Annotated in this window: 15 protein-coding genes; 10 read left to right on the top strand and 5 right to left on the bottom strand. The window is 60.8% G+C overall.

What is annotated here, in order from left to right; genetic code table 11:
- Positions 1–2 precede the first annotated feature (2 nt).
- The 3 genes from CAG25_RS19855 to CAG25_RS19845 all read right to left on the bottom strand — a co-directional run bounded on the left by CAG25_RS19855 (position 3) and on the right by CAG25_RS19845 (position 13,136).
- Positions 3–10,718, bottom strand: coding sequence for a hemagglutinin repeat-containing protein (locus CAG25_RS19855; protein ID WP_085610567.1), 10,716 nt, complete (start codon positions 10,716–10,718; stop codon positions 3–5).
- Between the two features lie 24 nt (positions 10,719–10,742).
- A complete protein-coding gene (locus CAG25_RS19850; protein WP_085610568.1) occupies positions 10,743–12,449 on the bottom strand; it encodes a ShlB/FhaC/HecB family hemolysin secretion/activation protein in 1,707 nt (568 codons plus the stop codon).
- Between the two features lie 237 nt (positions 12,450–12,686).
- On the bottom strand, positions 12,687–13,136 hold the full coding sequence (locus tag CAG25_RS19845; RefSeq protein ID WP_085610569.1) for a helix-turn-helix domain-containing protein: 450 nt from the start codon (positions 13,134–13,136) through the stop codon (positions 12,687–12,689).
- 184 nt (positions 13,137–13,320) lie between these two features.
- On the opposite strand from CAG25_RS19845, the gene CAG25_RS19840 reads away from it, so the two are divergent.
- The 7 genes from CAG25_RS19840 to CAG25_RS19810 all read left to right on the top strand — a co-directional run bounded on the left by CAG25_RS19840 (position 13,321) and on the right by CAG25_RS19810 (position 20,459).
- Positions 13,321–14,139, top strand: coding sequence for an alpha/beta fold hydrolase (locus CAG25_RS19840; RefSeq protein WP_085610570.1), 819 nt, complete (start codon positions 13,321–13,323; stop codon positions 14,137–14,139).
- 260 nt (positions 14,140–14,399) lie between these two features.
- The gene (locus CAG25_RS19835) at positions 14,400–15,707 is read left to right on the top strand and encodes an NAD(P)/FAD-dependent oxidoreductase (RefSeq protein WP_085610571.1); all 1,308 of its coding nucleotides are present in this window, start codon (positions 14,400–14,402) and stop codon (positions 15,705–15,707) included.
- Positions 15,708–15,765: 58 nt separating this feature from the next.
- Positions 15,766–16,182, top strand: coding sequence for a RidA family protein (locus tag CAG25_RS19830; protein ID WP_007950460.1), 417 nt, complete (start codon positions 15,766–15,768; stop codon positions 16,180–16,182).
- A 27-nt stretch (positions 16,183–16,209) separates the two neighbouring features.
- On the top strand, positions 16,210–16,887 hold the full coding sequence (locus CAG25_RS19825; RefSeq protein WP_039766940.1) for a DUF1028 domain-containing protein: 678 nt from the start codon (positions 16,210–16,212) through the stop codon (positions 16,885–16,887).
- The gene (gene argE / locus CAG25_RS19820; RefSeq protein ID WP_085610572.1) at positions 16,884–18,032 is read left to right on the top strand and encodes an acetylornithine deacetylase; all 1,149 of its coding nucleotides are present in this window, start codon (positions 16,884–16,886) and stop codon (positions 18,030–18,032) included. The genes CAG25_RS19825 and argE overlap by 4 nt, the downstream gene beginning before the upstream one ends.
- A gap of 288 nt (positions 18,033–18,320) precedes the next feature.
- Positions 18,321–19,736, top strand: coding sequence for a cytosine permease (locus CAG25_RS19815; RefSeq protein ID WP_039766943.1), 1,416 nt, complete (start codon positions 18,321–18,323; stop codon positions 19,734–19,736).
- Between the two features lie 99 nt (positions 19,737–19,835).
- Positions 19,836–20,459, top strand: a complete 624-nt coding sequence (locus tag CAG25_RS19810; RefSeq protein ID WP_085610573.1) for a glutathione S-transferase family protein — start codon at positions 19,836–19,838, stop codon at positions 20,457–20,459.
- 6 nt (positions 20,460–20,465) lie between these two features.
- Here CAG25_RS19810 and CAG25_RS19805 read toward each other — a convergent pair whose 3' ends face one another.
- The gene (locus tag CAG25_RS19805; RefSeq protein WP_085610574.1) at positions 20,466–20,963 is read right to left on the bottom strand and encodes a helix-turn-helix domain-containing protein; all 498 of its coding nucleotides are present in this window, start codon (positions 20,961–20,963) and stop codon (positions 20,466–20,468) included.
- A 99-nt stretch (positions 20,964–21,062) separates the two neighbouring features.
- Between CAG25_RS19805 and CAG25_RS19800 the strand changes: the two genes are divergently transcribed.
- Complete coding sequence (locus CAG25_RS19800) at positions 21,063–21,701, top strand: isochorismatase family cysteine hydrolase (protein WP_085610575.1); 639 nt, start codon at positions 21,063–21,065, stop codon at positions 21,699–21,701.
- Positions 21,698–23,263, top strand: coding sequence for an aldehyde dehydrogenase (NADP(+)) (locus tag CAG25_RS19795; RefSeq protein ID WP_085610576.1), 1,566 nt, complete (start codon positions 21,698–21,700; stop codon positions 23,261–23,263). The genes CAG25_RS19800 and CAG25_RS19795 overlap by 4 nt, the downstream gene beginning before the upstream one ends.
- An 88-nt stretch (positions 23,264–23,351) precedes the next feature.
- Here the strand turns inward: CAG25_RS19795 and CAG25_RS19790 are convergent, their stop codons facing one another.
- Positions 23,352–24,233 (bottom strand): LysR family transcriptional regulator, encoded by an 882-nt coding sequence (locus CAG25_RS19790; RefSeq protein WP_007950470.1) that lies wholly within the window; start codon positions 24,231–24,233, stop codon positions 23,352–23,354.
- A 103-nt stretch (positions 24,234–24,336) separates the two neighbouring features.
- Here CAG25_RS19790 and CAG25_RS19785 point away from each other — a divergent pair, with 103 nt between their 5' ends.
- Positions 24,337–25,728 carry an aldehyde dehydrogenase family protein gene (locus tag CAG25_RS19785; protein WP_085610577.1) on the top strand — a complete coding sequence of 464 codons (1,392 nt, stop codon included), beginning with the start codon at positions 24,337–24,339 and terminating at the stop codon, positions 25,726–25,728.
- Positions 25,729–25,754: the final 26 nt, after the last annotated feature.

The raw sequence follows: 25,754 nt of genomic DNA, 5'->3' as shown, positions 1-25,754 counted from the left end.
ACTCAAAGACCTTTTAAATTATCTGAAATCTTAACACCCTCAGGATTCATCCCCTTGATGTGCTGTTCCCAATCACCTTTTGGAATCGGATTTGAAGACAGGCGCGGGTCGTATACATAGCGACCATCCGTATAAACCTGATGGTATATCTGATCCGCCTCAATCTTGCCATTCTCAAACAGCGTCAGTTTCCCGGGTTGGACTGGCCTAACCTCAATGATTTTTCCTTTTCCTTCGGCTGCGTCGAATAGTTTTATCGCTATTTCCGAACAGTCGACACTGTCGCACGCTACCATTTTTTTAATCAGAGGACTTTCCATCGCATCCACAACAGACTGAAGGGGCGGATGGTCGAGATTTACAGGTCTGAAAGGTCGGTCCATTCCTGGTGGAATGAACTCATCTGGCCCTTTTACCGGAGGCGGTGGCTCGACTTCCGACGGCTTGACACCGTCTTTCGGTGGCAGATCACCATCTTTGGGAACTGTCACGTCCACCTTTGGTGGGGTTACATCTGTTTTTGGCGGCACCACCGGCTTCTGCGGATCCAGTACCGGCACATCCGTATCCGGCAGCTTCTCCGAAAACTTCGTGATCTGCGTCTTGAGATGGTCGATCTTGACTGTCGATCCGACCTCTTTGATGGTCTTGACCGAGACGTCGATCCCCATACGCGACAGTTGCAGCGACGCATTCGCGGAACTGGTGCCGCCGCCGGCCATGAGCTGAACGATGAGCGCTACGGCCTGCCCCATTTGCCGGCCAACGTTCTCCGCGTTCTCGTCGCCGCCCACGGTGGCCGCTTCAAGGATTTGCGAAAGTTGCGATTTGAAGGCATCAGCAACGCTTTTACCAAGGATGTTCACCGCCTCATCGGAGGCAAGGAACTCGTTCATGGCGTGAAAGCTTTCCACCGGGTCACGCAGGAGATTCACTGCACTGTCCAGCGCGCCGAGTCCCGCACCTGCCATGCCGTCCGTGAAGCCTTTCATGACGCCGGAAGCTGTCAGCAGATCCTGCCGGGCCGAGATGTACCCCCACTTTGCAATGATCGCCAGCTTCTTGGCCAGATTGGGCTCTGCGTCAACTTCCTTCATGGCCTGGACGTACTGCTGTGTCGCAAGCCAGTTGTTGTCGATGTTTGCGGTGGCCGCGTTATTCGCTGTTGCCGCGCCGTTCGGATTGCTCATGGCCGCAATCCCGGTCACGAGGCTGGTGATGATGTTACGTTTGGCTTCGCGTTCTATCGCGGTTTCGTTCGGGTCGGAATCCGCAAACAGGCCGGCCAGCACACTGGACGCCGAACCACCCAAGGCACCCGCCGAACAGCTTTGATTGCTGGCGGCAGCACCTGCGCAGCCAAGAATCGCATGTAAGGCAGCGTGCTCCGGACTGCCCTCTTTCAGGCCTTTTTTCACCAGGTCGCCGATATACGACGAGCCTTGCTGCTGGACGTAGTTGACGACCATGTTTTGCGCGAATTGCGCGCTGCTGCCGGTTACGCCACCGCTGATGCCGGCAACCAGAGCCGTTGCGATCTGTCGGTATGTTCCGCCTGCGCCCCAGTTGTCGCCAACCTCTTTTATCTGCTGTTGAAGTTGCAGATAGTTTTCGTGGTGTGCCAGCCGATCCTTTTCAGACAGATTCGGATTTCGCGCAGCCGCGTACTCAAGATCAGCCTGTTTCTTCTTGTCATCGATTTCACGCGCGCGGTTCTCGATGAACTGCGAAACGTTCTGCACAAACTTGCCGACAATCTCGAAATCAACACCAATTTCCTGGGCATCGAAAATCGGCTTGAGTTTATTGCTGCCGTCACGCTCGCTGGAAACATCGGTGTTGATCGCAGCGATGGCTTGTTCGGCTGTTTGCCCGGTCAGTTCCTGTTGCTTTGTACTGTTGGTGATAGTGACGGCCGCGCCGCTGATGCCGCTGTAAGTGGTGCTGCTGGAGTTGCCGCTGGCGAACAGGACGACCGGCGTAGTTGCACTGACGCCATCCTTGCTGGCGACGACAGGCCCGCCCCTGTTGGCCGTTGCGCTGGCATTGCCATTGGCATCACGCCCCATGTCGGCGCCATATCCCCCACTGAGGTTGATGCTGCTGGCATCGTACTCAGCCTTGTTCTTGACGTCCGACGTCGTGAGCGTGCCGGTGCTCAACGTGTTTTTACCGTCAGCCACCGCTTTGTCGGTACTGGCGATGATCGCCCCGACGAGGTCGGTGTTGCCCTTGACCTCGACCTGGAAGCCACCATTACCCGCCTTGATGCCCGACTGCTCGGAAACACTGGCGTACTCGCTTTGCATGTGCTGCTGGGCGATACCGCCGCTGACGCTGCTGTTGCCGACGCAGAACGGAGGCACGCAGACACTCAGGCCGACGTTGGCGCTTGATTGCTTGGAGGTGTAGGTACTGGTGTCTTGCAGGCTCTCGATATTGAGATCGCCGCCCACGTTGACCTTGACCGTTTCGCCGCTGGCGGTGGCGCCCTTGATGTTGGTGTCGCCACCACTTTTCAGGCTCAGCGTGCCGCCGGACTTGACCGAGGTGTTGGTGTGCGTGACGTCGTCACCATCAGTGGTCCCTCGCCCCTTGTTGGCGGCGAGCTCAAGGGTAAAGCCGTTTTGTTCGCCGAAGCCGAAACCGATCCCGGCGCTCCAGCCACTGTTGCTGTTAGTGCTTTCCTGATGCGCGGTGTTCTGCGCGGACAGAAGATTGATTGCACCATCGGCATTCAGCGAAACATCGCCACCGCCTTCAATGCGGCTACCGACCACATTGATGTTGCTGTCGGCACCGGCACCCTTGGCGACGATGTTGATGTTGCCACCCGCAATCACGCCGCTGCCGACGACATTGCTGCCGCTCTGGCTGCTGTTCATTTGGCTTTGGCTATTACTGAGGTTGACGCTGACTTTCACGCCCGTCCGTGGGTCTTGCGTCATTGACTTGCCAGCGTCCATCGCCTGATCGGCACTCATTGCCGCGTTCACGGCGGCGAGTGCAAGCATTCGTCCATCGGTGGTTTTTTCGGCGGCTTCGCCCATCTGCTGGATACCACGCAACGCATCAAGCAGTGGAATGCTCACCGTGCCCCCCACGGCAGTACGACTGGTGCTGGCGGTTTTGGTGGAGCTGAGAGTGTCGTAACCCTCGCCGATGTCCACGTGTTTGGCCGTGATGCCAATATCGCCGACCGGGGTCACCAATTGGCTGGCTGTCTGGGTGTAATGATCCCCGGCTGTCAGCAGGATGTTGCCGCCAAGCGACGCAATCTGACTGCCCGACTGGCGAGTCGTGGTGCTCTGATCCGACTCCTTGGTCTTGACGATCCCGGTCGCGCCCTGCCACCAGGAACCGATCTCGCCCACCTTCTTGTTGCCTGAAGAGGAACTGGCAGTCGTGGTGTTTTCAGCGCTGATGACTTCCAGGTTTCTCCCGGCATTGATACCGATGTTCTTGTCGGCCACCAGCGTACTGCCTTCAACGACCGTGTCCCGACCGCTCTTGATCTGCAGGCTGCCGGCGCTGATATCGCTGCCGATGCTCTCGGTGGACGTCTGTTGACCCTGTTGTGACTTCTGCGTGTTGGACAGCAGTCCGGTGATCGTCGCCCCGGTTTTGCTAGAGCTCTGCGACTGACTGGAGGTTTGTGTTTCCTGGGCGGCGCCAATGAATACGTCATTGGCGGCTGTCAGCTTGATCTCATCAGCCGCACGCAACGAAGCCGCTTTCAACGTAATGTCATTGTCGGCTTTGAGCTCCATGCTCTTGGCAACCCACTCGGTGCTGTTCAAGCGGGTTTGAGTGGCCTCGGCACTATTGGATTTGCTGGATTTCCAGTTCTTCTTCGAAGAGGCACTGGCCTGGCTGGCATAGTCCTCGGCTACATCGAGGTTGATGTCATGGCCGGCAGTGGCCAGCAGTGTTCCATCGGCTCTGACTTTGGCCCCTTGTGCATTGATGTCTTGACCCGCAGACATCACCAGTTTGCTTCCCGACTCGATACTCGAACTGACCGACGTGATGCTTTCGCTCTCGGTCATCACGGACTTTTTCTTGCCGAAGTCGCCCTTCTTCGTCTTGGTATAGAACGAGTGATCGAGGTTGTCAGCGGTCAGCAGGTTCAGGTCGTCGCCGGCATAAACAAAAGCCTCGCCACCCGACTTGACATGGCTGGCGATCAGGTTGAGATCCTTGTCGGCATTGAGCGTCAGGCTTCCACCTGCCTTGATCACACTCGATTGCTGGGCGACGTGATCCTCCTCCGCACGGAACTTCTTGTTCCAGCCGCTGGCATGGGATTCGTCAGCCGCCGAGCTGATCGTCAGGTCGCCTTTGGCATTGATATCGACATTGCCTTTGGCCTCGACATTACTCGCCACAACGCTGACGTCACGCTGGGCCGTAACCTTGAGTGTGCCGCCGACGTTGACGTCCGAGCCATGCTGCTTGACCGTCGAATACTGATAGTTGGTATTGCTGCGATCAGTCGTCTGCTCGGTCGAGTCGATGTGTACATCGCGCCCGGCCGTCAGCGTGGTATCGCCACCACTTTTCAGCACACTGCCACTGTTGTTGATGTCCCGACCGGCGCCAATAACCAGTGCGTTCGCCGCTTCGATCCGCGCCGCGTTATCGACGAAGTCGGTTTCTTCGCTGAGCCGGCCGTCACTGCTGCGGTGGGTGGTCACGGTGCGTTCGTTGATCACGTCGCCGCGTTCGGCGGTGAGCGTGACATCGCGACCGGAAATGATCCCCCCGGCCTTGTTCGTCAGGTTGTCGGTCGCCGTCAGCTTCAAGAGGTTGCCGGCCTCGACCAGACCACTGCTCACCAGATCCTTTTTGGCCGTGGCATCGAGGTTTTGGCTGGCGCGCAACGTGCCGGAGTTTTCAAGGTTTTCACCGGCAATCAGCGTGACGTCCTTGCCCTGGATCAACGAGCCCGTGGCCGCAAGGCGATTATTGGCGTTGGCCAGGTACAGCACCGGCACCAGGACTTTTTCGCCGTTCACTTCACGCTCTTCGAGCCAGACGATGTCGTGCGTCAACGCCGCGACCTGCTGCGCACTGAGACTGACGCCCACACTCAGGTTCAACGTGTTCTTGCTGGCGATGGCGTTGTCCATCAGGTACTTGAAGACCCCCTCGTCGGAGGTCTGACCGTCGATGAAGCGCTGCCCCGTCCGGGCGACGACAGCCTGCTGGACCAGTTTCTGTTCGAACAGGCCATCACCCAGGCGCTTGGCGCTCTGATCGGCGTCGTAGCCCAGGCCCTGGAGCAGGTAATCCGAACTCATGAACTGCTTGAGGTCAGTGAGCACCGGATTGGTTTCGATCAGGTATTTGTGCGGCTGGGATTTGCCGGCGTTGCTTGGCAGACCCTGTACGCGGTTTACGGTCACCGGTGTGGTCGACACGCCGCCGGTGACTTTGCCGCCGCTGAGCGTCCAGCTTTGCGGGCCGGTAGTGGCCGGCGCGCTGCCACCCTCCTGGCTCAGACGGAAAAGTCCGTTCTGACCTGTCGGCAGGCTGAAGCCCGGCAAGTCGATCGGGCTGACCTGTTGCTGGGCCAGATCCGGGGGCAGTTGCGGATTGATCTTGACCACGGTGGAGTAGCCGTTGCCAACGCCGGTATCGGTATTGGTCTTGCCCGCCGCGACGTAGCTGTAATAAGGCCGTACCACGCTGTTGTCGATGGTCTGAGCCGCATCCAGTCGGATGTTGCCGCCGGCCTGTATCACCGCGTCGTAGGAGCTGCCCGAACCCGTGACGGTGGAAACGCTTTCGGTCAGCTTGCCACCGCCCAGAAGGCTGATGAAATGGCTCAAATCCGCTTCGACGGTGGCCGAAGGCGTGCCGCCGTTCTTGTCGTTGAAGGCTTTGGCGGCGGGCTCGGCGGCGAAGATCTGGTCAACGTAGTTCCAGTAAGTTCGCTTGGTGATGATCTCCTGCTCTTGCAGGCCTTTGTTGGTGATGGTGCCGGCAGTCACATTGATATTGCCGGTGGCCGCGATGGTGCTGCTGGCGTTGTTCAGCGCCTGAGCGTTGATCGACATATTGCCGCCGCTGGTCAGGCTCGCGGCAGCACTGCTGTTGTCGACTTTCAGTCGATCGGTTTCGGCGATCTCCCAATGCCCGTTGCGTCGGCCGCCACTGCGAAAATCACACCCGGCAATCGGGATCAGGTTGCAGTCGATTTGCGTGATGACTACCGAGCTCTTTTCATGTGCCGTGTACTCGAGAATGTCCCTTACGTTGTTCACGGTCAGGGCATTGATGGTCAGGTCCTGCGCGCTGTAGATCTCACCAGAACGGTTGTCCAGCAAGTCTGCCTTGCCGCTGTCGCGATCCCGGCCGATGTGCACATTGCTCAGACCGTACACGTTGCCGTAGGCATTGGTGAAACTGGACAACAGCAGACGCATGTCACCGCCACTGGTGATCAGGCCTCTGTCGTTCAGGAGTGCGCCAGTGGTCAGGGTCAGGTCTTTGCCGGCGCCGAGGGTGCCGTAGTTGTTGACGGTGGCGGCAGTGAGGGTCAGATCGCCGCTGGATGTCAGCCGCCCCTGATTGCTCAACAGGCCGTTAATATTGACCGTGGTGTTGCCGCCACCGCCAATGCTGGTCCCGGCACCGAGGGTCAGTTGACTGCTCTTGAGCGTCAGGTCGCCAAGGCTGCTGGTGCGACCGTTGCCGGAATAGTTGCCCCACAAGGTCAGATCCAGCGATCCGTCACTGGCGATCAACCCGTCGTTGTTCCAGTAACCTCCGCTACCTGTCAGCTTGCTGGCCGCCAGCAATTGACCACTTGCGGTCTGGTTGAGGTTGTTGATGTTGACGGTCAGGCGGTCGGCCTGGATCACGCTGGCGTTGGTCCAGCTATCCGCCGCCAGCGTCAGGGCTCCACGCGTGACGAAGCTGCCGCCGGCGCTACCGAGTTGAGCGGTGGCAATGTCGAAAATCCCGCTCCCGACATGCAGCACGTTACCGCCCGCGTTCAACAATCCACCCGCCCCAAGGCTGAAGTCACTGTTGGCGCTTTCAACGGCGCCGTTGCGGTTGTCGAACAGTCCGCCGACGGTGAACGCGGTTTTGCCGGTGTTGCCCAGTGCGCGCAACTGACCGGTCTGGTTATCGACGCTGGCGGCGCCGACGCTCAGGGTGCTGGCGCTTTCGATGATGCCTTTGCGGTTGTTCAGGGCGCCGCGCAGGCTGAGATCGATTTGTTGGCCCGCGATCTGGCCACCCGTGTCGCCACTATTATCGAAATCCCTGCCGGTGACGCTGACGCGCTGCCTGGCGACCAGCACACCGTTGCGGTTGATGAAATTGCCGGTGTTGCCCAGATCAAGGGTCGTGTCACCGCTTTGCGCAGCGATCCGTCCGCTCTCGTTGTCGAGACCGGCCAGGGCCTTGAGTGTGACATGCTGAGCCTGGATCACCCCTCCCTGCCCATTGCGCAACAAGCCGCCGATCTGTGCAGTGAAAGCGCTTTTGAGGCTGGACAGCACACCGCCGCGGCTGTCGAGACTGGCGGCAGTGACGTCGAGGTTGCCGGACTTGGCAACGAGTCGACCCTTCTGGTTATCGATCGCACCACCGACCTTGACGGTAAGTGCGCCTTCGCTTTGCAGCGATCCCCCGGCGTTGTCGAGGCTGGCGGCGTTCAGTTGCAGATCGGCCGCATCGCTGTAGATCAGGCCGCCACTGTTTTGCACCGCACCACTGGCAGTGAGCGTGAGGTTATCGTTTGCAGCTACGGTTCCGCCATTACGGTTGTCGAGACCGCCGGTCGACAGACTGAGCAGTTTCTGGCTCACCAGTTTGCCGCCCTGGTTATTGATCTGCGCGGCACGGGTGATCGCCAGCGGGCCGGCTGCAACCACCTGACCTTTGGTATTGATCAGCGTGCCAAGCAGGTCGAGATTGACAGCCGCATCACTGGCCAGAACGCCTTCGGTATTATCCAGGTCAGTGCCGATGAAACGGATGTCCTGCTTGGCGTTGATGGTCGCCTTGGTGTTGTCCAGGCGTTTGGCTGTAATGCCCAGATCGGCACCACTGTCGATCAGACCACCCTGTGCGTTGTTCAAAGTGCCGGTGAGGGTCAGGGTTTGCGCGCTCTCACTGGAAAGAACGCCGCTGTCCGAGTTGTCTAGACTGCCTGCATTGACTTTCAAGGCGCCTTTACTGACCAGCGCGCCGGTGTTGCTGTTACGGATATCGCCCGTGAGATCCACCAGCAGGTCGCCGTCACGGCTGGACAGGGTGCCGTGGTTACGGTTGTCCAGGCTGCCGCCGAGCAGGCTCAAGCCCTGCCAGCCGGAAATCAGGCCGTTGAGATTGCGTGTACTCTCTGCGTTCAAATCCAGCCGCTGACGGCTGAAAAGTTTGCCGTCGCTGTTGTCCATGTTGCGTGCGGCAAGCGTGTAGCTGAGGTCGCTGGAAAACTCGCCACCCTGGTTGTTCAGATCCCGCAGGTGGCTGATGCTTAACTGTCCCTTGGTGGTAATCAGTCCCTTGCTGTTGTCGAGATCGCCCATCGCACCGCTGAAATCAATGGCAATGGCACTGCCGAGCAGCGAACCGCCATTCTGGTTGTTCACGCTCGCAGCGGTAATGTCGAGTACCCGAGTGGCGTTGATCAGGCCCCTGTCCTGATTGTCCAGACGGCCGTCAGCCCGCAGACTCAGATCTGCGCGACTGGTGAATGTGCCGCCGTTATTGTTCAGGCTGCCGGTTTGAGCATCAATGCCGGCAGCAGCGATGAGCCCCTTGATATTGGTCAACGCCTGTTGCACATGCAGTGTCAGGGCTTGATTGCCGAGCAGTTTCCCGTTGCTGTTGTCCAGGCTTGCAGCCGCCAGTGTGAAGGCCTGGGCGCTGGAAATTTCGCCGTTACGGTTATCAACCTGTCGCAGGTTTTTCAGTACCAGCAGCGGTGCGTTGATCAGGCCGTTCTGGTTATTCAAGTCGCCGTTGTTCAGATCCAGCATAAGTGACGTATCGCTGGTGAGTTGACCGCCGTCATGTTGATCAAGGCTGGCGGCATTCATCGCCAAAGCCTTGTTGCTGGCGATCCGCCCCTTGTTGCTGTTATCGACGTGTCCGGCCTTGAGCGAGAGGCTGTCGAGCGACGTCAGTCTGCCGTTCTGGTTGTTGATCGCGCCTGTGGCAGTGATGCTCAGCGCCCTGCCGGCATTTACCAGACCTGCCACGTTGTCCAGGCTCCCCATGCGCAGCGTCGCATCCTGCAGGCTCGACAGTTCGCCGCCACGGTTATTGAACTGGCCGATGGTTGCGTCGAGTGATCCGGTGCTGTTGATCAGGCCGCCGCCATTGAGCGCCTGGCCGACGTTGAGGCTGAGGGCGCCGGTGCTCAGCACCCGGCCCTTGTTCTGGTTGTCCAGTGTCGAAGCCGACACCCGAGTGTTCTGCGAGCTCAAAGTGCCGCCCTGGTTGTTCAGGGTTTGCCCCACGTTGACGGTGAGGTTGCGGCTGGCGAGTACACTTTTGTTGACGTTGCCGAGACTGCCGGCGCTGAGGTTTACATCACCCGCGTTGTTACGAGTGTTATCCGCATTGACACCGGCCTCGACGATGCCGTTGTTGGTCAGTTGCCCACCGGCGCTGAGGTTGATGCTGTCGCGAGCCGCAAGGGTCTGCTGGTTGGTCAGATTGCCCTGGGTTTGCACATTGGCACTGGTGCCGGCGTAGACCGGACCTTGCGCATCGAGGCTGGACGCCTTGATGTTGACGGCATTGGCCGCAGAAACCTGCGCCAGGGTCAGTTGCCCGTTGGCATCGATCCGGATATCACCGCCACTGGCCGCCAGGTTGCCCGCCAGCTTCACCCCGACACCGGCCTCGGTACCCACCAGTTTGATCGCCCCGGCGTACATCCCGCCGAGCGCGGACGAGTCGATCGCCAATTGCGGCCTGGAACTGCCATCGTCGGCTCGCTCCGTAGCATCGAGGGTTTGCGCGTTGACGTCGTTGCGACCGGCCACGATGGTCAGGTTCTGTGCCTGGATTTCAGCGTTGATTTTTGCGCTGCGGGTGATGATCTCGAAGCGGTCGACGTTACTGGCATTGAGCCCCGCACCTTCGATGGCGACGCTGCCCTGATCGACCTGAAAGCGGTCCAGCCGCCCCATGCCATCGATCACCGGCTTGCCGGTGGTCAGGGTCACCCGCGGTGAGTTGATGAACCCGCAACCGTTACAGGTGATGCCGTAAGGGTTGGCGACGATCACCCGCGCCGACTGCCCCGCGACTTCGGTGTAACCGCGCAACTGACTGGGATTGCCACTGATTACCTCGTTGAGAATCGCCTGGGCCGCCACCCGATTGGTCAGGTTGGGGTTGCCGACGATGATCCCGCCCAGTTGTGTCTGCCCGGTCTGCGCCGCCACGTTGTTGAGGATGACGCCCTGCGCACCGACGTTGTAGTCATGGAACTGGTTGTGCGACAGGCCTACAGCGTTGGGTGTGGCGATGTTGACGATAGGCACGCCGTTGCCCGCCTGACCCAGGCTTGTGCCGGGATTGGCCACCACGATGCCGTCCGCCTGTGCCCACATCGGTTGCCAGAACATGACGTTGGCCAGCAGGAACGCCAGTCCGCGCTTGGGCATGCCCCAGAAGTGCTCGTGTTTTTCTACATCTGCAGATGACTGTCGAGCAATAAAGGCGTACTGACGAACGTCCATGTTGGTGGTCTCGGGTAAATGTAATTAGATGAAAAAATCCAGACGGAAGTAGATCGGTGCCTCGCGCTCGGTCAGTGCGTCCGGCCGCTCCAGGGAATGAGCGAAGGTCACGCTTGCCGCCACATGCTCGCCCCGGGCGAACAGCTCGAGCGAGTTGCTCGACATCCGCCCGTGCTGGTCGCCGTTGTAACGGTCGCCACGAATCACGCCCTGGTCGTAACCGAGGCTGGTGCCGTATTCGGCGAACACCGGGCGCAGCCATTCGGCACTCACCGGGCGCGACCAGCGCAGGTCGTTGCGCCAATAGCCGCCGCTGTCGCCAGACAGCGATTGATCCTTGTAGCCACGGATCGAAGACGACCCGCCGAGGCTGGTGCGTTGCGGGCTGAACAACACGTCCTCACTGCGCTGGCCGGTCATCAGGCTGCTAAAGCTGAAGGACTCGCCCCACACTTTGAATGGCTGCAGATAGCTCAGGGTCGCGGTGTACTTGCGATAGCGCGCGTCGGGCTCGCCGGGACCCGGATCGTGGCTGCCCTGAGCGTCGAATGCACCGATACCTTCCTGCATGCCGGCATCGAAGTTGACGAAGGCGCTGCCGATCCGTCGCCCGTGGTTGAAGCCGAACTGCGCTTCACTAATGCGGTTACTGCTCAGCTTGAGCTTGCTGTCTTCGATGAAATTGTTGGTGCGCAGATACGACAGACCGGCGCTGAGGGAGGTCTTGCTGACCGAGTCGCGATGGATCACCCGCTCGGCGCGCAACTGATGGTTCTCGCTGTCGCCGGTCTGCTTGAAGTTGTAGCCGTTGGCAGCGATCTGCGAGCGGTACTCACTCTGGCTGTAGGTGTAGCTGAAGTTCCACCAGCCCCACGGCAGGTTGTAGTTGAGCATGGCGTTGTTGGAGGTGTGCTGATGATCGGTCATTGCGTCATGACCGCCGCGCAGACTCAATTGGTCGGCCAGGCCCAGCGGGCTGTCCCAGTCGAATGTCGTGCCCCACTGCTGCTCACCGGTGCTGCGCTGACCGTCGTTGCTACGCGACAGCCCGGCGCGCCATGGTTTCTGCGGGGTGTTGGTGACCAGCACCTCACTGCCGCCGACGTTCTGGCCTGGCGACAGCTCCATCTTGGCCTGGTTGGAAGGGAGGCGATTGAGCTGATCGACCATCTGCTCGATCTCGCGCAGGTTCACCAGCTCACCGGCCTTGCCGGGAAACGCCATCGACAGCTCTCGCTCGGAAAGCTTGCTATTGTCGGCGCCTTTCAAGCCCTCGAGTTTGCCTTCGACCACCAGTACTTTGAGATGTCCACCGGACAGATCCTGCTGTGGCAGGTAAGCACGGCTGGTCACCCAACCCTTCTCGATGTAGTGATCGGTGATGACCTTCAGTACTTCATTCAGCTGAGGCACACCGAGACACTGGCCGATGTAGGGCTTGAGCAAACGGCTCTTGTCACTCTCCGACAGGCTGTCGGCGCCTTTGAGCTCGATGTCGTTGATCTGAAAGCAACGCGTGTCGGTGGGGGCTTCCGGCTGAGCCGGTTTGGCCTCTTTGCCAGGTAGATCCTTGAGCTCTTCGAGCCGGCGCTGCTGCTCTTCGAGCAGACGGTTCTGACGTTCGCGAATCAGGTCGGTTTCACCGGGGGTAGGTGCTGCAAGTGCGGTTTGGAGCGGAGAAAGGCATAGCAAAGCCAGGCACAACCTCGCCACGAGGGCGGGTGAGGACATGTTCGATCCCTCGAGACGGAAAGCGATATCAGAATAATGGCGCGATGTTAAAGAGCCACTATTCTGACGTCAAATTAAGGATTCACCGAAATAGTGTGGCCGACGAGCGGCATCGGTGAAATCGTCCGACTCCGACAGAGATGCAGGATGTTTCGTAGATCAACCAAGGAAAAACGGTCACCAAATCAGAGAACGTTCCGAAAAACGAAACATCCGACAGACCCCGCTCACTTCACTTCAGTACTCAACAGCCCGTTTCGTCGCCACATCGTCCGGTGCCAGCACTCGACCATCGGCTGACCGCAACTCAAGCTTGCGAATCGGTTGCCCCTTCTGCGCATCCACCATCACCGACCCCGCCTCGCCCGGCTCGAACATGAACTCCCCACCCCACTGCGACAACGCAACGATCACGGTTTGCAACGCCCGGCCCTTTTCCGTCAGCACGTACTCCTTGTAAGCGCTGCCATCGGACGCCGGCACCAGGCGCAGGATGCCCCGCTCCACCAGCCCTTTGAGCCGCATGCTCAACATGTTCTTGGCGATTTCCAGGCTCTTCTCGAAATCGCTGAAACGACTGATGCCCTCCAGCGCGTCGCGGATGATCAGCAACGACCACCAGTCGCCGATCAGGTCCAGCGTCCGGGCAACCGGGCAGATGTTGCCCTCCAGGCTTTTGCGTTTCATTCAGCGCTCTCCAGCAAAACGGTCATCCAATCGTGGTTGCATCTTACAACTCTGGCGCACGCAAGCGTCTACGCTGATCGGCTGGCGAAACTTAGCACCTGCGTACAAGTAGACCAGACGCTTAACCGCGATAGTCAGCGATGCCATCCCGGCAACCACACACGCCCCGACACAAGGAGTTTTCATGAGCACCTTCACGACCCAAGACGGCACCGAGATCTATTTCAAGGACTGGGGCAGCGGCAAGCCCGTGCTGTTCAGCCACGGCTGGCCGCTGGACGCCGACATGTGGGAATACCAGATGGAATACCTGAGCAGCCGCGGCTACCGCACCATCGCCTTCGACCGCCGCGGCTTCGGCCGCTCTGACCAGCCGTGGACCGGCTACGACTACGACACTTTCGCCGATGACATCGCGCAACTGATCAAGCACCTCGACCTGCGTGAAGTGACCCTGGTCGGCTTCTCCATGGGCGGTGGCGATGTCAGCCGCTACATCGCGCGTCACGGCAGCGAGCGTGTCGCCGGGCTGGTGTTGCTGGGCGCGGTGACCCCGCTGTTCGGCAAGAAACCGGACTTCGCCGAGGGCGTCGACAAGTCGGTATTCGACGGGATCAAGGCAGGTCTTCTGAAGGATCGCGCGCAGTTCATCGCTGACTTCAACACGCCGTTCTATGGCCTCGATAAAGGTCAGAAAGTCTCGGACGGCGTGCTGACACAAACCCTGAACATCGCCCTGCTGGCCTCGCTCAAAGGCACCGTGGATTGCGTCACTGCGTTCTCGGAAACCGACTTCCGCCCTGACATGGCGAAAATCGATGTACCGACCCTGGTGATCCATGGCGACGGCGACGTCATCGTGCCGTTCGAAACCACCGGCAAACGCGCCGCCGAGCAAATCAAGGGTGCCGAGCTGAAGGTTTATGCCGGTGCGCCGCACGGGTTTGCCGTGACCCATGCGCAGGCACTGAACGAAGACCTGCTGGCGTTCCTCAATCGTTGAATTCGATGTAAATCAAGCGCCAACTGAAAAGGGCCGTCGACACACCCGTCGACGGCCCTTTTTTTCGTTGTCCCGGATTCCGGTGCCAGGGCGAAGCCCCTTGTTTACGGGGCTTTCAGGCCTCTGCATCACGTTTTTATCTTCACATGCCAGCTTAATAATATTTTACCGATAACCACCCCCTCCCTAGTCTGACCCCAAGCACAGAGAACAGGTCGACAGCGACCTGAATCCAACGGCCTCGTAAGAAGGGATCAGAGATGACCACTGAATTAATAAAAACAGACACGCTTGTTGTCGGCGCCGGTCAAGCGGGTGTGGCCATGAGTGAACACCTGAGCAAACTCGGTGTGCCGCACCTCGTTCTGGAGCGCAGCCGCATTGCCGAACGCTGGCGCACCGGGCGCTGGGACTCGCTGGTGGCCAACGGTCCGGCGTGGCACGACCGGTTTCCGGGGATGGAATTCGATGATGTCGATCCGGACGGTTTCGCCCACAAGGAACGTGTCGCCGATTACTTCGAAGCCTATGCGAAGAAATTCAACGCGCCGATCCGCACCGGTGTCGATGTGAAAAGCGTGGTGCGCAATGTCGGGCGTCCGGGCTTCACTGTCGAGACCTCGGAGGGCGTGATCGAAGCGGCCCGCGTCGTTGCCGCCACCGGCCCGTTCCAGCGTCCGGTGATCCCGGCGATTGCGCCGAAGGATGAGCGCCTGCTGCAGATTCACTCGGCCGACTATCGCAACCCGCAGCAACTGCCGGCCGGCGCAGTGCTGGTGGTCGGTGCCGGTTCGTCGGGCGTGCAGATCGCCGATGAATTGCAGCGCTCGGGCAAGCAGGTTTACCTCTCGGTCGGCGCCCATGACCGCCCTCCTCGCGCTTACCGCAACCGTGATTTCTGCTGGTGGCTCGGCGTGCTCGGCGAGTGGGATCAGGCCGCGATGAAACCCGGCCGCGAGCACGTGACCATCGCCGTCAGCGGCGCCCATGGTGGTCGCACCATCGACTTCCGTGGCCTGGCCCATCGCGGCATGACCCTGGTTGGCGTCACCGAATCGTTCAGCGACGGCGTGGTGACCTTCAAACAGGATCTGCGCGACAACCTCAAACGTGGCGACGAGAACTACCTCGCGCTGCTGGATGCCGCCGACGCCTATATCGAACGCAACGGCCTCGACCTGCCGCTGGAACCGGAAGCCCGCGAGACGTATCCGGACCCTGAATGCGTAAAAAACCCGCTGACCGATCTCGATCTGGCCGCCGCCGGTATCACCTCGATCATCTGGGCCACCGGGTTTGCCGTGGACTATTCCTGGCTGAAAGTCGCCGCTTTCGACGACAACGGCAAGCCGCAGCACCAGCGCGGCGTATCCAGCGAATCGGGTGTGTATTTCCTCGGTTTGCCGTGGCAGTCGCGGCGCGGGTCGTCGTTCATCTGGGGCGTGTGGCACGACGCCAAGCATGTGGCCGATCACATCGCCACCCAGCGCAAATACCTGGCCTATCGCGATGCCGAACAACGCGAAGCCGCGCTGCACAACCACGCTGTCGACACCGTCGACGCTTGATTTCCCTCTTCAATCCCGGCGCCCGTCGCGCCGGGTCCGATTTCGTCAGGAGCCTCACATGAGTCAGCCAACCCACACCCGCATTCGCATGTTCAACACCAAGGACACCTACCCGAACCAGACCCTGGACAACGACCTGTGCCAGGCCGTGCGCGCCGGCAATACCGTGTATGTGCGTGGTCAGGTCGGGACCAATTTCGATGGCGAACTGGTCGGTCTCGGCGACCCGCGCGCGCAGACCGAGCAGGCCATGCGCAACGTCAAGCAACTGCTCGAAGAGGCCGGCAGCGACCTGAGCCATATCGTCAAGACCACCACTTACCTGATCGACCCGCGCTACCGCGAGCCGGTGTATCAGGAAGTCGGCAAATGGCTGAAAGGCGTGTTCCCGATCTCCACCGGGCTGGTGGTGTCGGCCTTGGGTCAGCCGCAGTGGCTGATGGAGATTGATGTGGTTGCGGTGATTCCCGAGTAATTCGACCTTAGCGAAAGGAGGCCACACATGACATTTTCCATCGCAGCACGTTGCCCCGAAACCGGTCAGTTCGGCATCGCCATCAGCTCCTCCAGCATCGCCGTCGGCGCCCGCTGCCCTTGGCTGTTGCCGGGGGTCGGCGCGGTGTCGAGCCAGAACATCACCCTGCCATCGCTCGGCCCGGAAGTGCTTGCCCTGATGGAACAAGGCCTGGCGCCCGAGGCGGCGCTGGACAAGGTGCTGACCCGCAACGGCTACAGTCAGTACCGGCAGATCACGGCGATCAATCACCTCGGCCAGACTGCGCATTTCAGTGGTGCGCAAACCCTGGGCGTACACAACGCCGTGTCCGGCGAACAATGCGTGGCGGCGGGCAACATGCTCGCCGGGCGCTCGGTGATCGAAGCCATGGTCAGCGCGTTCGAAGAAGGCGAAGGTCAATTGGCCGATCGCCTGATCAAGGCCTTGCACGCCGCCCAGGCCTTGGGCGGTGAAGCGGGCCCGGTGCATTCGGCGGCCGTGGTCGTGGTCGGCGAGTTGACCTGGCCCATCGTCAACCTGCGGGTGGACTGGGCCGATGAAGACCCAATCGGTCAATTGCAGAAACTGTGGGACGCCTATCGCCCGCAGTTGCAGGACTACATCGACCGCGCCCTCGATCCGGCAAAGGCGCCGGGCTACGGGGTTGCCGGAGACGATCGATGAGCAACAGCGTCGCGTTGCTCAAGACGCTGGTGGGGTTCGATACCACCAGCCGCGAGTCCAACCTGCAATTGATCGAGTTCGTGCGCAACTACCTCGAAGGTTTCGATGTGCCGTGCGAGTTGATCTACAACGATGAGCGCAGCAAGGCCAATCTGTTCGCCACGATCGGCCCGGCCGATCAGCCGGGCATCGTGCTGTCGGGGCACACCGATGTGGTGCCGGTCGATGGCCAGCCGTGGACGCTGCCGCCGTTCGAACTGAGCGAGCGCGACGGCAAGCTTTACGGTCGCGGCACGGCGGACATGAAGGGCTACATCGCCTGCGTGCTGGCGCTGGTGCCGTCGTTGATCGAAGCACCGTTGCGCCTGCCGGTGCACTTTGCCCTGTCGTACGACGAAGAAGTCGGCTGCCTCGGTGTGCGCTCGCTGCTCAAGGTGCTGGAGCAACGTCCGGTCAAACCGCTGCTGTGCATCATCGGCGAGCCGACCGAACTCAAACCGGTGCTCGGGCACAAGGGCAAACTGGCGATGCGCTGCGATGTCCAGGGGCACGCCTGTCACTCGGCTTACGCGCCACTTGGGGTCAACGCCATCGAATGCGCCGCCGAGCTGATCGGCGAGCTGGGACGCATCGGTCGACAGCTCAAGGATGAACACCTCGACCCGCGTTTCGACCCGCCGTACTCCACGGTGCAAACCGGCGTGATCGGCGGTGGCAAGGCGTTGAACATCGTCCCCGCCGATTGCCGTTTCGACTTCGAAATCCGTGCCCTGCCCTCGCAGGACCCGGCGTTGGTCGCGCAGCAACTCAAGGCCTACGCCGAACAGCAAATGCTGCCGCGCATGCGAGCCGTCAGCGAGCAGAGCGATATCCGTTTCAGCGAATTGTCGGCGTATCCGGGGCTGGCCACAGATGCCCGGAGCCAGGCTGCGGAACTGATCGCCACGTTCTGTGGCTCGGACGATTTCGGCACCGTGGCCTTTGGCACCGAAGGCGGATTGTTCGACGCGGCGGGGATTCCCACGGTGGTGTGCGGCCCCGGCAGCATGGATCAGGGCCACAAGCCGGACGAGTTCGTCAGCGTCGATCAGCTCACGGCCTGCGATGCGATGCTGCAACGGATGCTAGTGGCGATTCGTCTTTGAAAAAACGCCTGGCTGCTGGATTGAAATCCGCAGCCAAGCCGCCGGCTCACCGACAGACAGCTGCTCCGATGGAGGTCAGCTGCGTTGTCGTTCACCGGGCTGAAACGCCCGCAACAGAGCGTTTTCAACTGACCGGAGAGCCTCGTTTTTTTAACGCCTGAAGCAACAAAACTACTAATTTATCTCTGCCCTTTCCTTGCCCATGATCAACCCCAACAAGAAATGCGCCGTCCGTGCCGGCGCTCATTGAAGTACGTCCACGTACTCGTCCTTGCCTTGGAGTTCGTCATGACCACCTCTGCATCAACGTCTGCACCGCTCATTGAAAAACACACGATCGGCTACGTGCCGCCCGAAGATCGCCACGGAAAGGTTCGGGATCTGTTCACCCTCTGGTTCGGCGGCAACATCGCGCCGCTGCCCATCGTCACCGGCGCTCTCGGCGTGCAACTGTTTCACCTGAATCTGGTGTGGGGCATCGTCGCCATTCTGGTCGGCCATCTGGTCGGCGGTGTGCTGATGGCGCTGCACTCGGCGCAAGGCCCGCAGATGGGCATCCCGCAGATGATCCAGAGCCGTGCGCAGTTCGGCTCCCTCGGCGCGCTGCTGGTGGTGTTGATTGCCGGCGTCATGTACATCGGCTTCTTCGCCTCCAACATCGTGCTGGCCGGCAAGTCCCTGCATGGCGTGGTCGACAGCGTTCCGGTGCCGGTCGGCATCGTCATCGGTGCGCTGGGCTCGGGGATCATCGGCATCATCGGCTACCGCTTCATCCACGTGCTCAACCGCATTGGCACCTGGGTGCTGGGGATCGGCATCGTGGTCGGCTTCGGCTACATCCTCACCCACATCCAGACCGATGATTTCCTCACTCGCGGCAGCTTTAACCTCTCGGGCTGGCTGGCAACGGTGTCGCTGGCGGCGCTGTGGCAGATCGCGTTTGCGCCTTACGTGTCGGACTACTCGCGTTACCTGCCGGCGAACGTGCCGGTGGCGGCGACCTTCTGGACGACCTATCTGGGATCGGCGCTGGGCTCGAGCCTGTCGTTCGTGTTCGGCGCCGTCGCCGTGCTGGCAACCCCGGTGGGCATGGACACCATGGACGCGGTGAAACTCGCCACCGGCGCCATCGGCCCGCTGATGCTGGTGCTGTTTCTGCTCAGCGTCATCAGCCACAACGCCCTCAACCTGTACGGCGCGGTGCTGTCGCTGATCACCCTGGTGCAGACCTTTGCCTACCGCTGGATCCCGACCGCCAAGAGCCGCGCGGTGATTTCGATCATCGTGCTGCTGGCCTGCTGTTTCGCTGCGGTCGGCGCCTCGGCGGACTTCATCGGCCACTTCGTCGACATGGTGCTGGTGCTGTTGGTCGTACTGGTGCCGTGGACCGCGATCAATCTGATCGACTTCTACGCCATCCACAAAGGCCAGTACGACATCGGCTCGATCTTCCAGGTCGACGGCGGCATCTACGGCCGTTACAACCCGCAGGCCTTGCTGGCCTATGCGATCGGTATCGCGGTGCAGATTCCATTCATGAACACGCCGCTGTACGTCGGGCCGGTGTCGGCGCACATCAACGGCGCGGACCTGTCGTGGCTGGTTGGCTTGCTGGTGACTTCGCCGCTGTATTTCTGGCTGGCGACCCGTGACAGTGCTTATCGTCGGCGGCTGACCTCCGGGAAACTGGCGGGCAGTCTCTGAGATTGACTCGATGCACCAACAAGGCCCGCCGTTCGCGGGCCTTCTGCTTTGCGTTGTGCTATTTCTTTACGCCCGACGACAACCGGAGATGGAAATCCAATGCTGCGAATTCTGGGCAAAGCCTCATCGATCAATGTGCGCAAAGTGCTGTGGACCTGTGCTGAACTGAATCTTCCCTTCGAACGCGAAGACTGGGGCTCAGGTTTTCAATCAACGTTGACGCCGCAGTTTCTCGCACTCAATCCCTGCGCGATGGTGCCGGTGATTCAGGACGATGACTTCACGCTGTGGGAATCGAACTCGATCATTCGCTACCTGGCGTCGCGCTACGGCGGCGAGCAACTTTACCCGAGCGAGGCGCGTGCCCGCGCGCGGGTGGATCAATGGATCGACTGGCAGGCTTCGGAGCTGAACAAGTCGTGGTCGTACGCGTTCCTTTCGCTGGTGCGCAAGTCACCCGCGCATCAGGACAGCGTTGCTCTTGCGGCCGGTTGCCGGGAGTGGGCAAGGCACATGGAGATCCTCGACCGGCAGCTGCAAAAAACCGGCGCCTATGTCAGCGGCGAGCAGTTTTCCCTCGCCGACATCCCTATCGGCCTGTCGGTCAATCGCTGGTTCGAGACGCCGCTGGAGCATCCGCACCTGCCCGCAGTGAGCGCTTATTACGAACGCCTGAGCCAACACCCCGCTTACCGATTGCACGGACGAAATGGCACGCCGTGATTTCAGTCATTTGTTTTTGAACGCCTCACGCCGCGCCTGTCGTTCCGCGGCGTACGCCTCTTGCGGCTGGCTGATCAAATCCTCACGGCGCAACACTTCACCGCAGTGATCGCACAACGGCCCAAGGCCGGCGCTGTGGTTGCAGTTCTTGTGGGTCATGTTCACCGCCAGCCCCTCCTCCGGCGATTTGCACCAGGTCTCGCCCCAGGCGCGCAATGCAATCACCACCGGGTAAAACGCCTCACCCTTTGCGGTGAGGTGGTACTCGTAGCGTTTCGGCCGCTCGTTGTACAAGCGGCGCTCGACCAGTCCGTCCGCCTCCAGGCTTTTCAGACGGGCGGCGACCATCTGCGGCGTGCCGCCGGTCTGCGCCAGGATCTCGTCATAGCGATGGCTGCCCATGAACAATTCGCGCAAAACCAGCACCGTCCAGCGGTCGCCGACGATCGCCTCGGCCCGGGAAATCGGGCACAGGGTCTCAGGAAGACTATCGTTTACAGCCATCAGGGCTTGCCTCTTACACAGTTACTATGATTATCATATCAACACGATGCGGGAACAAGCCCTGAGCATCGATCACTCTCATTGCCGGAGTACATCGTCATGTCGAAACCTCTCTATCCGCTCGACAGAACCGCCTACCTGCTGGTCGATCCGTACAACGATTTTCTCTCCGAGGGCGGCAAGATCTTTCCGCTGCTCAAACCGATGGCCGAGCAGAACGGACTGCTCGACAACCTGCGCAAACTCGATCATGCCGTGCGGGCCCTGCCGATTCCGGTGGTCATCGTACCGCATCATCGCTGGGTCAAAGGCGACTACGAGAACTGGGATCATCCAACCCCGACCCAACAAAAGATCATGCACATGCACCACTTTGCGCGCGGCGAATGGGGTGGTGAATGGCACCCGGATTTCGCACCGAAGGACGGCGACATCGTGGTTCAGGAACACTGGGGCTCCAGCGGTTTCGCCAATACCGACCTTGACTTTCGCCTGAAACAGCAAGGCGTCACCCACGTGATCATCGTCGGCCTGCTGGCCAACACCTGCATCGAAGCCACCGCGCGCTATGCATCGGAACTCGGCTATCACGTCACGCTGGTGCGCGATGCGACCGCCGCGTTCAAGGAAGAAATGATGCACGCCGCCCACGAACTCAACGGCCCGACGTTCGCCCATGTCATCACCACCACGGACGAACTGATCGCCACTCTTCAGTCGCAAGGTGAAACGAAATGAGTCTGACAGGCCACCTGCTGATCGCCGCCGCTGACGTACCCGCCACTGAGGGCATGATGAAGGCGCTGAATCCGGCGACCAACATGCTGATCGAGCCGGAATTCGCCTTTGGTGGCACAGCCCAGGTCGATCAGGCGGCAACCCTCGCCGACGCGGCATTCGACAGCTACAGCCACACCTCGCTGGCCGAACGCGCGGCGTTTCTGGAAAGCATCGCCGACAATCTCGACGCCGTACGCAAGGAGCTTGCAGCCCGCGCCGCACTTGAAACCGGTCTGCCTCAGGCGCAGCTTGAAGGCGAAGCCGCCCGGGCCGCGACCCAGTTTCGCCAGTTCGCCGAGGTGGTGCGCAAGGGGCGCTTCCTGCAGCTGGCAATCGACCCGGCACAGCCGGAGCGTCAGCCGCGACCCCGAATGGATCATCGCCTGCAGAAAATCGCCATCGGCCCGGTGGCAATCTTCGGTGCGAGCAATTTTCCGATCTCCTATTCGGTGGCCGGTGGCGACACTGCGTCGGCACTCGCGGCCGGTGCGACGGTGATTCTCAAGGCGCATAACGCGCATCCCGGAGCCTCGGAAATCCAGGCTCGTGCTATCCGCAAAGCGGTGCAGTCGCATGGCTTGCATGAAGGGGTTTTCTCCATGGTGCGCGGTGGTGGTAACGCCATCGGTGAAGCGCTGGTCGATCATCCTTTGATTAAAGCGGTGACCTTCACCGGTTCAGAGGTGGGCGGCATGGCGCTTTATCGCCGCGCTCAATTGCGGCCTGATCCGATCCCGGTGTTTACCGAAATGACCAGCGTCAACCCGACCTTCATTTTGCCCACAGCGCTGACCGCGCGCGGCGGTGAGATCGGCGATGGCTTTGTCGAGCGGATGCTGGTTAATGTCGGCCAAGCCTGCCTGTGTCCATCGATCCTGATCGCGGTCGAGGGCGAAGGTCTGCAAGCGTTGCGCAGCGCGATGATCAAGCGAGTCAGCGAAGCGCCGGCGCGCACGATGCTGACGCCGGGGATTCACGGTTCATACGTCAAGGGGCTGGTGGCAATGGAAAGCGTGGGGGCGAATCTGGTGGCGGTTGGCGCGCCGACGGATGGCCCGTTTGAAGGCCGCTCGGCGTTGCTGGAAGTCAGTGGCCAGCACTTTCTCAACGAACCCGCACTGGCCCATGAAGTGTTCGGCCCGGCTGCACTGCTGGTGACGGTCAGCGATGAGGAAGAACTGCTGGCAGTTGCCCGTTCGTTCAAGGGCCAACTGAGCGCAGCCATTCACCTTGAAGACCGCGATCTGGATCTGGCCCGGCGTCTGCTGCCGATCCTCGAGCGCCGCACCGGACGCATCGTGGTCAACGCCTTCGCCCACCCGCAGGAAGTGACCTTCGCCACCGTACACGGCGGCCCATTCCCGGCTACCTCGGACAGCCGCTTCACCTCGGTCGGCATGACCTCGATCGAACGCTTTTTGCGGCCGGTGGCGTATCAGGGGTTTCCGGATGCGTTGTTGCCGGAGGTGTTGCGCGACGCCAATCCACTCAACCTGCCCCGCAGCATCGACGGCCAATAAAAAATGCCCGGTTCGGCGGATCACCGAACCGGGCACGCTTTTCAATCAAATGAGCAGGTCTTCATGGAGAAGACCCGAACCCAGAGCGTCAATTCTCTTCTGCACGCACCACACCGCGCTCCTCCAGCAAACGCACAAACATACTCAGACTGCGCGAAACCGTGCCCCGTCGCCACACCAGCCACGTCGTCAAATAGCGGAAATCCGACGCCAGCGGCCATACGCTGACCGTCGCGCAGCCGGGCATGCTTTGCAGCATGCTGCGCGGCATCAAAGCCAGGCCGGCACCCGCACTGACGCAGGCGAGCATGCCGTGGTAGGACTCCATTTCGAAAATCTTGCCGGGCACCGCAGCGTCGGTGCTGAACCATTTTTCGAAGTGATGGCGATAGGAGCAGTTCGAGCGAAATGCATAGATGTTCTCGCCATTCACGTCCGCCGCGCGCTGGATCGGCCCGTGGTGAAGCGGCGAGATGATGACCATTTCCTCTTCGAACGCCGGAATGCCCTCCAGCGCCGGGTGCAAAACCGGGCCGTCGACGAACGCGGCCGCCAGGCGCCCCGAAAGCACACCGTCGATCATCGTCCCGGAAGGACCGGTCGACAGGTCCAGATCGACCTTCGGATGTTGCTGGTTGTAGGTCGCCAGCAAACCGGGAATGCGCACCGCCGCCGTACTTTCCAGCGAGCCCAGCGGGAAAGCGCCTTGCGGTTCCTCGCCGGCCACCGTGGCGCGGGCTTCCTGTACCAGGTCGAGAATGCGCCGCGCGTACTCGAGAAAACTCCAGCCCGCCGGCGACAGGCGCAAACGGCTTTTCTCGCGGATGAACAGGTCGACGCCCAGGTCCTCCTCCAACTGCTTGATGCGCGTCGTCAGGTTCGACGGCACGCGATGGATCTGCGCCGCCGCCGCACTGATGCTGCCGTGCTCGGCAACGGCCTTGAAGATTTCCAGTTGCACCAGATCCATCATCATTCTCCAATCGTGAAAGAAACGCTCTTTATTATTCAGTTTCCAGAAATCAAACGCCACCCTACTCTGAGCGCATCCACTGACCTCGCAGGACGACGCCATGAGCCCGATTTCCAGCCAGACCCACGCCATCTCGATCAATCCCGCCACCGGCGAGCAGATCGGTCACTACGCTTTCGAATCCGCCGAAGCCCTCGATGCTGCGCTGACCCGCGCGGCGTTCGGCTTCAACAAGTGGAAACGCAAACCGCTGCAGGATCGCTCCCTCGCCCTGACTGCGCTGGCCGGTGCTCTGCGTGACAGCAGCGAAGCCATGGCGACCATGATCACCCAGGAAATGGGCAAGCCGATCGCCCAGGCCCGTGGCGAAATCGAGAAATGCGCCAAGCTCTGCGAGTGGTACGCCGAACACGGCCCGGCCATGCTCAACGCCGAAGCGACCCTGGTCGAGGGCGGCAAGGCACGTATCGAGTACCGTCCGCTCGGCCCGATTCTCGCCGTGATGCCGTGGAACTTCCCGATCTGGCAAGTGCTGCGCGGCGCCGTCCCGGCGCTGATCGCCGGCAACACCTACGTGCTCAAGCATGCGCCGAACGTGATGGGCAGCGCCTATCTGTTGCGCGACGCCTTCACCCGCGCCGGTTTTGCCGATGGCGTGTTCGAAGTGATCAACGTCACCCCGGAAGGCGTTTCGACCGCCATTGCCGATTCGCGCATTGCCGCCGTAACGCTGACCGGCAGCGTCCGCGCCGGCATGGCCATCGGTGCACAGGCCGGTGCGGCGCTGAAGAAATGCGTACTGGAACTGGGCGGTTCCGATCCGTTCATCGTGCTCAACGACGCCGATATCGACGAAGCCGTGCAAGCGGCCGTGATCGGTCGTTACCAGAACTCAGGGCAAGTCTGCGCCGCCGCCAAACGCCTGATCATCGAAGAAGGCGTAGTCGAAGAATTCACCCGCAAATTCGTCGAAGCCACCCGCCAGCTGAAGATGGGCGATCCGTTGTCCGCCGACAACTACATCGGCCCGATGGCCCGTTTCGATCTGCGTGACGAGCTCGATCAACAAGTGCGCGACACCCTGGAAGAAGGCGCCACCCTGCTGCTCGGCGGCGGCAAGGGCCAAGGCCCGGGCAACTACTACGAGCCGACCGTGCTGGCCGATGTCACCGACCGCATGACTTCGTTCAAACAGGAACTGTTCGGCCCGGTGGCCTCGATCATCACCGCTCGCGACTGCGCCCACGCTGTAGCGCTGGCCAACGACAGCGAGTTCGGCCTGACCGCCACGATCTACACCGCCAACGTCGCCCTGGCCCAGCAACTGACCAGCGAACTGGAAACCGGTGGCGTGTTCATCAACGGTTACTCCGCCAGCGACCCGCGCGTGACCTTCGGCGGCGTGAAGAAAAGCGGTTTCGGTCGTGAGCTGTCGCACTTCGGCGTGCGCGAGTTCTGTAATGCGCAGACGGTGTGGCTGGATCGCTGCTGATCCAATGAAAAAAAGCCCGGAAGCGT

Origin of the sequence: Pseudomonas sp. B16(2017) (genome assembly GCF_002113205.1) — a bacterium.
In the GTDB taxonomy this organism is placed as follows: Bacteria; Pseudomonadota; Gammaproteobacteria; order Pseudomonadales; family Pseudomonadaceae; genus Aquipseudomonas; species Aquipseudomonas pharyngis.
Note: the sequence above shows the minus strand (reverse complement) of the source record. Positions and strands in the feature narration are given on the sequence as shown.

Coding starts and splice junctions, on each gene's coding strand:
- CAG25_RS19835 (WP_085610571.1), top strand. CDS start 14,400: ATGACCACTGAATTAATAAAAACAGACACGCTTGTTGTCGGCGCCGGT.
- CAG25_RS19795 (WP_085610576.1), top strand. CDS start 21,698: ATGAGTCTGACAGGCCACCTGCTGATCGCCGCCGCTGACGTACCCGCC.
- CAG25_RS19805 (WP_085610574.1), bottom strand. CDS start 20,963: ATGGCTGTAAACGATAGTCTTCCTGAGACCCTGTGCCCGATTTCCCGG.
- CAG25_RS19850 (WP_085610568.1), bottom strand. CDS start 12,449: ATGTCCTCACCCGCCCTCGTGGCGAGGTTGTGCCTGGCTTTGCTATGC.
- CAG25_RS19830 (WP_007950460.1), top strand. CDS start 15,766: ATGAGTCAGCCAACCCACACCCGCATTCGCATGTTCAACACCAAGGAC.
- CAG25_RS19855 (WP_085610567.1), bottom strand. CDS start 10,718: ATGGACGTTCGTCAGTACGCCTTTATTGCTCGACAGTCATCTGCAGAT.
- CAG25_RS19845 (WP_085610569.1), bottom strand. CDS start 13,136: ATGAAACGCAAAAGCCTGGAGGGCAACATCTGCCCGGTTGCCCGGACG.
- CAG25_RS19785 (WP_085610577.1), top strand. CDS start 24,337: ATGAGCCCGATTTCCAGCCAGACCCACGCCATCTCGATCAATCCCGCC.
- CAG25_RS19800 (WP_085610575.1), top strand. CDS start 21,063: ATGTCGAAACCTCTCTATCCGCTCGACAGAACCGCCTACCTGCTGGTC.
- argE (WP_085610572.1), top strand. CDS start 16,884: ATGAGCAACAGCGTCGCGTTGCTCAAGACGCTGGTGGGGTTCGATACC.
- CAG25_RS19840 (WP_085610570.1), top strand. CDS start 13,321: ATGAGCACCTTCACGACCCAAGACGGCACCGAGATCTATTTCAAGGAC.
- CAG25_RS19825 (WP_039766940.1), top strand. CDS start 16,210: ATGACATTTTCCATCGCAGCACGTTGCCCCGAAACCGGTCAGTTCGGC.
- CAG25_RS19790 (WP_007950470.1), bottom strand. CDS start 24,233: ATGGATCTGGTGCAACTGGAAATCTTCAAGGCCGTTGCCGAGCACGGC.
- CAG25_RS19815 (WP_039766943.1), top strand. CDS start 18,321: ATGACCACCTCTGCATCAACGTCTGCACCGCTCATTGAAAAACACACG.
- CAG25_RS19810 (WP_085610573.1), top strand. CDS start 19,836: ATGCTGCGAATTCTGGGCAAAGCCTCATCGATCAATGTGCGCAAAGTG.